This window comes from Arthrobacter sp. NPDC057388 (genome assembly GCF_042668165.1).
GTDB lineage: Bacteria > Actinomycetota > Actinomycetes > Actinomycetales > Micrococcaceae > Arthrobacter.
Genome location: NZ_JBHVBL010000049.1, coordinates 18,698 through 29,359 on the forward strand (window position 1 = coordinate 18,698; position 10,662 = coordinate 29,359).

The 10,662-nt window shown below is 66.2% G+C and carries 11 protein-coding genes; all 11 read right to left on the reverse strand.

Going from position 1 to position 10,662, the window contains the following annotated elements; all coding sequences use genetic code 11:
- Positions 1-67 precede the first annotated feature (67 nt).
- Complete coding sequence (locus ACFUTU_RS18300; RefSeq protein WP_377966825.1) at positions 68-469, reverse strand: hypothetical protein; 402 nt, start codon at positions 467-469, stop codon at positions 68-70.
- Entirely contained in the window at positions 462-1,109 is a 648-nt protein-coding gene (locus ACFUTU_RS18305) for a hypothetical protein (protein WP_377966827.1), read from the reverse strand. The genes ACFUTU_RS18300 and ACFUTU_RS18305 overlap by 8 nt, the downstream gene beginning before the upstream one ends.
- A 9-nt stretch (positions 1,110-1,118) precedes the next feature.
- Entirely contained in the window at positions 1,119-2,213 is a 1,095-nt protein-coding gene (locus tag ACFUTU_RS18310) for a WXG100 family type VII secretion target (protein ID WP_377966829.1), read from the reverse strand.
- 116 nt (positions 2,214-2,329) lie between these two features.
- Positions 2,330-2,548, reverse strand: coding sequence for an NF038396 family protein (locus ACFUTU_RS18315; RefSeq protein WP_377966831.1), 219 nt, complete (start codon positions 2,546-2,548; stop codon positions 2,330-2,332).
- Between the two features lie 3 nt (positions 2,549-2,551).
- Entirely contained in the window at positions 2,552-3,136 is a 585-nt protein-coding gene (locus tag ACFUTU_RS18320) for a dihydrofolate reductase (protein ID WP_377966833.1), read from the reverse strand.
- A complete protein-coding gene (locus tag ACFUTU_RS18325) occupies positions 3,133-3,936 on the reverse strand; it encodes a thymidylate synthase (RefSeq protein WP_377966835.1) in 804 nt (267 codons plus the stop codon). The genes ACFUTU_RS18320 and ACFUTU_RS18325 overlap by 4 nt, the downstream gene beginning before the upstream one ends.
- 9 nt (positions 3,937-3,945) lie before the next feature.
- Complete coding sequence (locus tag ACFUTU_RS18330) at positions 3,946-4,368, reverse strand: GntR family transcriptional regulator (protein ID WP_377966837.1); 423 nt, start codon at positions 4,366-4,368, stop codon at positions 3,946-3,948.
- A complete protein-coding gene (locus ACFUTU_RS18335) occupies positions 4,365-6,026 on the reverse strand; it encodes a hypothetical protein (protein WP_377966839.1) in 1,662 nt (553 codons plus the stop codon). The genes ACFUTU_RS18330 and ACFUTU_RS18335 overlap by 4 nt, the downstream gene beginning before the upstream one ends.
- Before the next feature lie 129 nt (positions 6,027-6,155).
- A complete protein-coding gene (locus ACFUTU_RS18340) occupies positions 6,156-7,127 on the reverse strand; it encodes an NUDIX domain-containing protein (protein ID WP_377966841.1) in 972 nt (323 codons plus the stop codon).
- A gap of 11 nt (positions 7,128-7,138) precedes the next feature.
- Complete coding sequence (locus ACFUTU_RS18345; protein ID WP_377966843.1) at positions 7,139-9,388, reverse strand: RNA degradosome polyphosphate kinase; 2,250 nt, start codon at positions 9,386-9,388, stop codon at positions 7,139-7,141.
- 105 nt (positions 9,389-9,493) lie between these two features.
- A complete protein-coding gene (gene mshD, locus ACFUTU_RS18350) occupies positions 9,494-10,465 on the reverse strand; it encodes a mycothiol synthase (protein ID WP_377966845.1) in 972 nt (323 codons plus the stop codon).
- Positions 10,466-10,662 lie beyond the last annotated feature (197 nt).

Below are 10,662 nucleotides of genomic sequence, written 5' to 3' on the forward strand. Positions count from 1 at the left end.
TTATCTTTGGATTGGGCAGGCCGCAGTCGGTTACGTCACTGCCGCGACGGCGCTGCCGCCGAGGATCTCAGTCGACGGGCCGAGGGAGGTTGCGGGCTTTGCGCAGTTTCTCTGCCTTGCGTTCCCTGAGATAGCTCGCCCATGCTACAGAGAAAGGGAACAGGGTTGCCGGGAAAACCCACCACACTTCGCCGAGAATGTGCCACTGATTTGTGATAGCCGTTTGCACCACGCCGTAGATAAGACCCCCCAAGCAGGCGGTGAGGAGGATGGCGAGAAAGAGCAGTCCGCCTGAGCTGTTGACGGGCTTCACCAGGCCGCCGCCGTCGTCCTTGCGTACGCCGTATTCGGCAGGCGTATAGCCGACCATCTCGCCGTTCTCGGCCCTCCGGTAGATCAGCTGCTCGTCTGTACGCTGGGACGGCACATAGCCTGGGTCCTGCGGTATATCCTTACTGCGCCTAGCCACGGGCATCCTCAATGGCGGACAGCAACCCGGCATCATCAAGGCCTGCCGTTTCCGCCACCTCGTCCTTGTCAAAATCCGGAACGCCGGTGGTCCAGGTGGACTCCTCGCGGCGGACCAGCAGGTGCTGTTCGGAACCCAGGGTCTTGAAGACCAGGTAGGCGGACCCGCCCTGATTCTCTTCGACGTGCTGGCGGACCACCCGAAGTGTGGCTTCCGCCGAGGAAATGGCGGGATCCTGGGCAAAGACGAACCAGGTCCCCAGCAGCCGTGGCTGGAGCATCAGGGACACGCCGGGGGCCTCCAGAAGAGCCACGTTGTCCATCGATTCGTCGGTAAGGAGCGAGATTTCCGTCCACCGGGTCGCCTGGCCCAGCGCGGTGGCGACCGCAGCCGCGACACCCTTCACGCCGAGATCGCCGTCATCATCAACACCAGCAAGGTCACGTGCCAGCAAGGAGGAGGCGCCAGACGTGGACAGGGTCACGTCATCGACGATCTCTTCGGCGCGGAACACACTGACGGAACGGTCACGGGCGGGACCTTCGAATACGTTGAGCAGATAGGCAAACTCGCCTACGCCGAAGCCGATGATGTCGACGCCGAGGCGGGGCTCCTGCTGGGTTGAATCCTGAACGGTCATGCGTGTCTCCTAATCGCCGAATCCAAAGAACTTGCCCACGGACTTGCCCGCGTCGGCCAGCGTATTTGCCGCACCGCTGACGAATTTGCCCGGGTCCTTCACCGCGTTGACCACACCTTCGCCGATGTTCTTCCCGACGCTACTGATGGTGTCCCAATTCTCGTACACGGCTACGCCGACACTGGCGACCTGGCAGACAGTTCCGGCGGGAGGCGGCAGGAAGCATCCAATACCGAGGGCAGTCTTGCCCACACCCGCCAGCCCGTTCTTGATGTCACCGTTCGCGAAACTGTTGACCGAGTCCACGGCGCTGAATCCGACGCCGGCCCAGCCTAGTCCACGGGCGAGGCCTGACTTGCCCAGCCATTCGAACTGTCTGCCGGCACCGATCCACGGCTTCTCCTCAAGTAGCGGGGCCAACTTGGAAAGGCCGGGAAGGGTATGCAGGTTCTTCAGCGACGCGATGTCGGACGCTTTGTCGATGAAGCCCAGCGTGCGGCTCGAGCTGGCGGAATTCTTGAGAAGATCATCGAAAGCTTTATTTCCTGCCGTGGTCTGCCACAGATGGCGGCCTTCAAAGACCGGGCCGCCCAGCCGGTGCCGGCCCTTCGTCAGGAGCGGCTGCTTCATGGCGTTCCATCCATCGTTCTTCAGCACCCATCCGTACTGCCCGAGGTGCTTGGCCAGGGTCAGCGGGGCCTTGATGAACTTCTGGATGTTCATGCCCGCCCGCAGCGCCCCGATCCCGCCAAGCAGGACCCCGCCCAGCACTCCCGCCAGCGAACCCCCGGGCTCACTCAGGCCGATGGGCCCGCCGCCGGAGCCCGGCGCCGCGTCGCTGGCCTTTTCCTGCTGATTGGCGTTGTCCAGCAGCTTGCGGGACTCGTCCTTCAGGGCGCGGGCCGTCTGCTGGAGGAGTGCCCGGTGGTTGCCGTTCCAGTCGGAACGGAACTGCGCGGCGTCGCTGCCCTTCCAGGAAGGGTTGTTGTTGATCTGGTTGGTCAGCTGCGCCGACGTGTTCAGAAGGTTGTCGGAGACTTTTCCGAACTGCTGCGCGAGTGTGCGAAGCTGCGCAACGTCGGCGCCCCACAAGTTACCTGTCACTGCGGCGTCATCCCCCAAATCCTGACCGCCGAACGGAGGCGGTTACTGCTAAGTCCAGCCATCACTCTAGTGCGGGCCCGGGGCAGCCGCGATGGGCAGCCCTACCCATCCGCCCGCTACTGGCCGTCGGGCTCCTGCAGCAGCGCATTCTTGCGGGCGCGCAGCGCGAAGAAGGCACCGAAGGCGAACAGCTGCGTGACCACCACCAGCACGATGATGCCGGCGATCTTGTTGCCCCCGAGGATCATGGTCAGGCCCACGATCGCGGACAGCAGGGCAAACAGCGGCAGCAGCATGTAGCCGAGCACAAAGAGGGTTTCAGGTTTACGCAGCATCTTCTAACCTTCCGAACGGTTCCACGTTGTGAACCGATAGCGCGTGCCGTTGGCCGCCGTCAGCCAGCCGTCGGAGGGCACGGACGTCCCGGCCACCCAGCCGTCGCCAAGCTCCGGGGCGTACGTGTCGCCGTCGGAGTCCACATCGATGGTGGTGACCACAGCAACATTGGCCAGGTCCGCGGCCTCCTTGAAAATTTCCCCGCCGCCCACGATCCAGACAGACTCGAAGCCGGGGGCAAACTGGGATTCCAGCAGGGCATCGTCAAGGGATTTGACGACGACGGCGCCCTCCGCCTCGGGCGTGCTGGCCCAGTCTTCCTGCCGGGTGATGACGATGTTGGTCCGGTTGGGCAGCGGCCGGTACTTCTCCGGGAAGGACAGCCAGGTTTTGCGTCCCATGATGACGGGATGGCCGGTGGTGACCTTCGTGAAGTGCTTCATGTCCTCGGGCAGGTTCCACGGCATGTCGCCGTCCTTGCCAATGACGCCCGACGGCGTCTGTGCCCAGACCAGCCCGATCCCCGTCACGTTTGCGGCGATGTCCTCGCTGAAAGCCTGCCCGTCCATAGTGCCCTCCGTGCTCATACGGCGATCGGCGCCTTGATCGTGGGGTGGTGCCGGTAGCCCACCACTTCGAAGTCGTCCAGGGTGTAGTCGAAGATCGACTCCGGCTTGCGGGTGATCTTCAGCTGCGGGTACTCGTAGGGTTCCCGGTCCAGCTGCTTCAGGACCTGGTCCATGTGGTTGTCATAGATGTGGACGTCGCCGCCGGTCCAGACGAATTCGCCGGGCTCGAGGCCCACCTGCTGCGCCAGCATGCAGGTCAGCAGCGAGTAGGAGGCGATGTTGAACGGAACGCCCAGGAACATGTCCGCCGAGCGCTGGTACAGCTGGCAGGAGAGCTTGCCGTCCGCAACGTAGAACTGGAAGAACGCGTGGCAGGGCGGCAGGGCCATGTCCTTGAGCTCGCTCACGTTCCAGGCCGAGACGATGTGCCGGCGTGAGTCGGGGTTCTGCTTCAGGCTCTGCACGAGCTCGGCGATCTGGTCGATGTGGCCGCCGTCGGGGGTGGGCCAGCTCCGCCACTGAACGCCGTAGACCGGCCCGAGCTCACCCTCGGCGTCGGCCCATTCATTCCAGATGGTCACACCCTGGTCTTGCATCCACTTCACGTTCGAGTCACCGCGGAGGAACCACAGCAGCTCGACGGCAACCGACTTGAAGTGCACCCTCTTGGTGGTGATCAGCGGGAAGCTTTCGCCCAGGTCAAAACGGATCTGGCGGCCGAAAACACTGCTGGTTCCGGTGCCGGTCCGGTCTGATTTGTGCGTGCCGTTGGCCATGACGTCGCGCAGAAGATCTTCATACGGGGTTGGGATGCTCACCCGTCCAGTCTAGTCGGAGCCTGGTGAGGGGGCCGAAGACTGGCCGCGGCGGCGCCGCAGACTCCCGTGAACCAGCTCCAGAAGGGCCTCATCGGGCAGCCCCGCCTTGTCCGCCGCCTGGATTAGGTGTTCGACGGCGGCGTTCAGTTCCGCTGCCGACGTAGCCGTTCCCGTTTCACCGCTCGCCGGAAGCCCGACGACGACGGTCCCGTTCCGCCGCCGGGTTTCTATCAGCCCGGAGTGCTCAAGTTCCTTGTACGCCCTGGCGACGGTTCCGGCTGCGAGCCCCAGGTCGGCGGCAAGGCTGCGGACTGCCGGGAGCCGGGTCCCGGCAGGAAGCCCGCCGGCGGCGATCAGCGCGCTGATCTGGAGCCGGATCTGCTCGTACGGGGGAGTGGGGGAGCCAACGTCCACCGAAATGCCGGCGGTCACCGTGCAGGTTCCACCGGCGTACGGAGGGCGGCGGGCCCGGCCCTCGGGGCAAAGACGTTCACGGGGATCATGGACAGCACGACGGCGGCCGCCACCAGCACCGAGCCGGCACCCACAGCTGTCCCTGCCCACATCTCTTCCGGCGCCGCCGCAGTCCCCATCAATGCAGCGAAGGCCTGGCTGGCCGAGACCAGCAGCCCGCCCGCCTGTGCCAGCACGAATGCCGCCAGAACACGCACAATTCTGGTGAGGGCAACGGCCCGAAGTGCGGCGTCCAGCCCTTCATCAGTCGTGACGATGCCACGGCGGCGGCGCACGAGAAGGATGGCCGGCACGGCGGTGACGGCGACGGCGGCCGTTGATGCCGCCGTCGGAATCCAGCCGAACGGTGCCGGCGTCCCGGCAGCCAGAAGCGCCGCCTCCCCAGAGACGGTGAGCACAATCACGGCTGCGAGGAACAATAGCGCAATGATGGCAGTGGTGAGCAGGGCCGGCGCCACGGGCTGGACAGGCCAGCGGCGGGCGGCGGAGGAGGAGCCGTAGTTCCGCTCGAGGAGCAGTTCGCCGCCCAGGATGGCCAGCAGGACGCATACGCTCATGACGCCCGACACCACGGCGATACGCGCCGGATTCGTGGTACCCGACAGCAGAAGGACAGTCATGCCGGGCACTGCCGCGGCCAGCCCGAGCAGGGCGCCGAGCGACACGGTCAGCGCAGCGGCGGGGTGCTTCTCGGTGCGGAGGTCCCGGACATTCCTGTGGCCATAGGGCCACGCCTGGCGGGTCCGGACTTTGCTGACCAGAAGGCTGTCCAGTTGCGGCGGCTTCCAGGTCCACATGACGAACAGCACCGCGGTGGCCAACAGTCCGACCGGGTTGATCCATGAGGTGGCAGTTGCGGGTTCCGGACGGGAGGCAAAGTTGCCGGCGATGGCTGCGAGGCTGGCAGCAACAGTGGAAACCGTCCGGAGCAGCCGGTTCATGGCGACGGTACGGAGAAGCGCGTTGTCGCCGGCGTCCAGTGCCTCGAGCTGCCGGCGGCGGGCAATCAGCCACAGCACAACGACCGTCCCGGCAGCCAGTAACAGCAGGGCGGCGGCCAGGCAGGCTGCGAGTTCGGTGCCGGGAATACGTCCGGCATGGAAGAAGCTCGGTCCGGACACGCCGTCTGCCGGGGTAACTGGCGGCACCGGACGGTATGCGGGTTGCATGGCGGCCCAGGTGGCGGTGCCTGCGGAGGCGGCGAAAATGCCCAGCGTTGTCCACGCCAGCCTGCGCGGCAGGAAGTCCCGGACCCGGCGGACGGACAGGCTGGCCAGCCGCCGCCGCCCGCGCGGCCCCGGGTAGCTGAGCTGGCCCAAAGCATGCACTCCGAGGCAGCCAAACACCGGCCAGATGAGTGCCTGAAGGATGTCGGCCGGCTGCTGCAGCGACGGCGCCTGCGGGCTCGAAGGAATGATGCCCGCGTTGGCGGCACTGTGCAGCGTGCTGGCCAGCCAGCCGATGATGCCGACCCAGAGCGCGTGGTCTGAAATCGATCTTGGTGAGGTGCCGCCGCCTGGTGCCCACACCACCCAGCGCAGCAGTCCGTAAATGCCGACCGCCGCCAGCAGCGGGCCAAGCAGTGCCATCGGCGGCAGTCCGAACTGTAATGGCATCAGATCCCCCAAACGATGGCCACCGCCTGTTATCGAGGCAGAATTTTTGTACCAAGTATTTGATACAAAGCCAGTATTGGGCACACGGATTGCGGGGTCAAGCCCCGCGGCCCTGCTGTGGGCGGGCGCTCAGTCGTCGAAGGGCTTGAACTGTTCCACTGACACAATCCTGCTCTTGCTGCCGTGCGCCACGTGGCAGATGATCATTTCCCCGGGCGCGAGGTAGGGGTCTGCCACCGGAAGGAGGCCCTTCAGCCGCGGGGTCATGTAGCCGGCGAGCTGGCCCAGCACTGTGGGAAGGGCCGGCCGGTGGGTGCAGAGCACCACCGCTCGCTGCTTGTCGAACAGGGCATCGACGGCGGCCGCCGTCTTCTTTGGGTTGCGGGCATGCCGGTGCTCCGTCAGCGCATCCACCAGTTTCACCTTGGCGTCCGAGGATTTCACATAAGGGGCGATGGTTGCCACGCAGCGCAGCCACGGGCTGGTGACCACGCGCCGCGGCTTCCACGCCTTCAGCAGCCGGTGCACAGCCTGTGCCTGGCGGATGCCGGTGGCGGCCAAGGGCCGTTCGCCCTCGGCCTTAGTCCACGAGGAGCGCGGTTTGGCCTTGGCATGGCGCACAACGACGAGCGGCCAGGTCTGCAGTTCCTGGCGGGCATGGGCCGCCACCAGGTATTCCAGCGGGGCCCTGTCCGTCGGGTTGGACAGCAGCGAGGCGGCACGTTCGGGTGAGCACCACATGACGCTGTCCACTTCCTTCCCGTCGGGGCGCAGGGAATTTCCCGTGACCTCAACGGCCCAGTAGTGCACAACCTTCAGCCCGGCATTGACGTGGTAGTGGATGGGCGGGAGGGGGATACCCAGCGGGGCCACGAGGCCGATCTCCTCCTCCACCTCCCGGACCGCGCACTCGGGCACCGTTTCGCCCGGGTCGAGCTTGCCTTTGGGCCAGGACCAGTCGTCGTAGCGCGGGCGGTGGATCAGGAGGACCTCAAGCTGGTCCTTCTTAACACGCCAAGGCAGGGCGCCGGCGGCCGTGACGGCGACCGGCTCGCCCGGGTGATCGGTCTGATCCGCTATGGGTGAGTCGCTGCTCTTCAAAGGCCGGGTTCCTACCGCCGGGCGACGGCGCGCTGCCGGGAGCGTGATGCCAGGAGCCAGGACTGGACATCGTCCAGCTTGCTGCCGTCGTCGCCGATGTGGTGCCGGGTCCATTCGCCGTCGCTGTCAAGGTGCCAGCTGGACGTCTCGGGGTCCATGTAACGCCGCATCAGGTCCAGCACGTAGGCGGTGTCCTCGCCGCCGGACAGCTGCACCAGGGCCTCCACCCGGCGGTCCAGGTTGCGGTGCATCATGTCCGCCGAGCCAATGTAGACCACCGGGTCACCGCCGTTTCCGAAGGCGAAAACCCGCGAGTGTTCAAGGAAGCGTCCCAGGATGGAACGGACCGTGATGTTCTCGCTCAGCCCGGGGATGCCGGGGCGCAGCGAGCAGATGCCGCGGACAATCACATCCACCTTCACGCCGGCCTGCGAGGCGCGGTACAGGGAATCGATGATTGCCTCATCCACCATGGAGTTGACCTTGATCTGGACGCGGGCGGGAATGCCTGCCCGGGCGTTCCGGATCTCGCCTTCGATCCGTTCGATCAGTCCGGAACGGACGGACCGGGGTGCCACCAGGAGCCGCTTGAAGGTCGACTTCGGGGCATATCCGGACAGCTGGTTGAACAGCTTGGACAGATCCTCGCCCACCTGGTTGTTTGCGGTCAGGAGCCCAAGGTCCTCGTAGTACCGCGCAGTCCGCGGATGGTAGTTGCCCGTGCCGATGTGGCAGTAGCGGCGCAGCCCGTCCACCTCCTGGCGGACCACGAGGGAGAGCTTGCAGTGGGTCTTCAGGCCCACGATGCCGTAGACCACGTGGACGCCCGCCTGCTCCAGCTTACGTGCCCAGGAGATGTTGGCCTGCTCGTCGAAGCGGGCCTTGATCTCCACGAGGGCCAGCACCTGCTTGCCGGCTTCGGCGGCGTCAATGAGCGCATCGACGATGGGGGAGTCACCCGAGGTGCGGTAGAGGGTCTGCTTGATGGCCTGCACCTTGGGGTCCGCCGCCGCCTGTTCCAGGAACGCCTGGACGGAGGTGGAGAACGAATCGTAGGGGTGGTGCAGCAGGATGTCCCGCCGGCGCATCGCGGCGAAGACGTTCGCCGCCTTCGACGTCTCGGACTCGTTCAGGTACCGCGAGGTGTGGGGCACATGCTTGGGGTAGTGCAGGTCCGCACGGTCGATGTTGCCGATCACGGACAAACCGCGCAGGTCCAGCGGCGCCGGAACGGAGTAGACCTCCGACTCTTCCACGCCGAGCTCACGGATCAGCAGCGCCCGGATGTTCGGGTTGATGTCGTTGGTGACCTCCAGCCGGACGGGCGGGCCGAACCGGCGGCGCAGCAGTTCCTTCTCGAGCGCCTGCAGGAGGTTTTCGGCGTCGTCCTCTTCGACCTCAACGTCCTCGTTGCGGGTCACCCGGAAGGTGTGGTGTTCCAGGACCTCCATGCCGGGGAAGAGCTGGTCCAGGTGGACGGCGATGACTTCCTCAAGCGCGATGAAGCGTGCCACGCGGCCGGGCACCGACCCTGCGCGCGGGCCGTCGATGGAGATCAGGCGGGGCAGCTGGTCCGGAACCTTGACGCGGGCAAAGAGTTCCTTGTCGCTGATCGGATTCCGGACCACCACAGCCAGGTTCAGTGAAAGGCCCGAGATGTAAGGGAAGGGGTGGGCGGGGTCAACGGCGAGCGGGGTGAGGATGGGGAAGACCTTCTCCGCGAACATTGCGCTGAGCCGGTGCTTGGCCTCGTCGTCGAGCTCGTCCCAGTGCATCAGGTGGATGTGCTCATAGGCGAGGGCCGGCCGGATCTGGTCGGCGTAGACCTGGGCGTGCCGCTGCTGCAGGCGGTGGGCCGCCTCGCCGATCTGTTCCAGGACCTGGACGGGGCTCAGCCCGGCGGGGGAGGGAACGGCGAGTCCCGTGGCGATGCGGCGCTTCAGGCCGGCCACCCGGACCATGAAGAATTCGTCGAGGTTGGAGGCGAAGATCGAGAGGAAGTTGACCCGTTCCAGCAGGTACAGGTCGGGGTCTTCGGCAAGCTCGAGGACCCGGGCGTTGAACGCCAGCCAGCTCAGCTCGCGGTCCAGGAACCGGTCCGGGCTGATCTCACCCTCGGGTTCCAGAATGGCCGCGAACTCGGGGATGTCGATCCGGTCCTGCGTGGCGCGGGAGGCCGGCACTTCGGAGGAACCGAACCGGGCGCGCACGGGGGCCGCCTTGATTTCGGTGGTGGCTGTTCCGGCGGATTCCGGTTGCATGCGCTCTCCTTGAGTACTGGCGGGTTTAGTTTCAACCTTACAAGCATTCACCGGTCCCGGACCCGAAGATTTCAAGGCCGGCGGCGCGCGTGCCGGAGGGGCTGGTCAGCGCCCCTCAAGCGGTCCGTACATGACGTCCATGTCCCAGCGTGTGAAGCCCAGCCGCCGGTACAGCGAGACAGCCGGAGTGTTGTCGGCATCGGTGTAGAGCATGACGGCGTGCAGGCCCTGCTGCTGGAGGTAGCGGATCCCGGCGACGGTCAGCGCCTTGCCCAGACCCATGCCCTGGGCGGCGGGGGTGACACCCACGACGTACACCTCGCCGATGGCCGGGTGGCTCCCGTGCCGCGGGTGCACTTTGGTCCAGTGGTAGCCCAGGAGCTGCCCGTCCCGGTCCTCGGCCAGCAGGAACCCGGCGGGGTCGAACCACGGTTCGTCCATCCTGGCCTGCAGGTCGGCCCGGGTCAGCGAGCCCTGTTCCGGGTGGTGCGCGAAAGCCTGTCGGTTGGCCGTGAGCCAGGCCTCCTCATCCTTGCCCGGCACGAAGGCGCGAATCGAAACCCCGTCCGGAAGGCCGGCGTCGGGCAGGTCAGCGGCCGCGGTGGTGAGCCGCATCTTCCACAGCTCCCGGACCGGCCCGTAGCCGTACCGCGCGGCGAGGTCCGCGGCGGCCTCATGGTTCCCGTGCGACCAGGCCTTGAGCCCGTGCAGGCCGCGGGAGGACTGCAGGGTGCCGACCAGCCGGTCCGCCACGCCCTGGTTCCGGTAGCTGGGGTGCACGGCGATCTCGGCCACGCCTGTCCCGTCCGGTTCCTCGACCACCACCGCGAACCCGGCCAGATCCTGGGCCGTGGCGGGATCCGACTGCTCGTCAGGGGCGTAAAGGGCGAGGGTCAGCAGTGTGTGCGGGCCCGTGTCTGCCGCGCGCATGGTGACGAGCGTCTGTTCGGAGACAGGCGGATTGCCGTCGGATTCCTCGGCGGCCGCCAGCAGGGTGCGGACATCCCGCAGCAGGTCTTCATCCACTCCGCCCTTGATGACGAGGACGGGCCATTTCTCCGGGTGCGCAGGACTCATGGTGTAAGGCTATACGGAGGCTGCCGGGCGACCCCGATTTGGAACACGCCGTGGCGGCCCGTATAGTCGTTACCTCAACCGGCATCCACTGCGGTTGCGAGGGGGATCCACCACTGGGGTGGCCTCGATACGTTCGACCCGTATGTCCTCCACAGCCAGTTTGAAATGCAGAACGGCCCGGCTCTGGTGAGCCGGGC

Bases quoted from the DNA above. Each gene is read 5' to 3' on its own strand.
- ACFUTU_RS18305 (WP_377966827.1), bottom strand. From the start codon at position 1,109: ATGACCGTTCAGGATTCAACCCAGCAGGAGCCCCGCCTCGGCGTCGAC.
- ACFUTU_RS18315 (WP_377966831.1), bottom strand. From the start codon at position 2,548: ATGCTGCGTAAACCTGAAACCCTCTTTGTGCTCGGCTACATGCTGCTG.
- ACFUTU_RS18320 (WP_377966833.1), bottom strand. From the start codon at position 3,136: ATGAGCACGGAGGGCACTATGGACGGGCAGGCTTTCAGCGAGGACATC.
- ACFUTU_RS18335 (WP_377966839.1), bottom strand. From the start codon at position 6,026: ATGCCATTACAGTTCGGACTGCCGCCGATGGCACTGCTTGGCCCGCTG.
- ACFUTU_RS18345 (WP_377966843.1), bottom strand. From the start codon at position 9,388: ATGCAACCGGAATCCGCCGGAACAGCCACCACCGAAATCAAGGCGGCC.
- mshD (WP_377966845.1), bottom strand. From the start codon at position 10,465: ATGAGTCCTGCGCACCCGGAGAAATGGCCCGTCCTCGTCATCAAGGGC.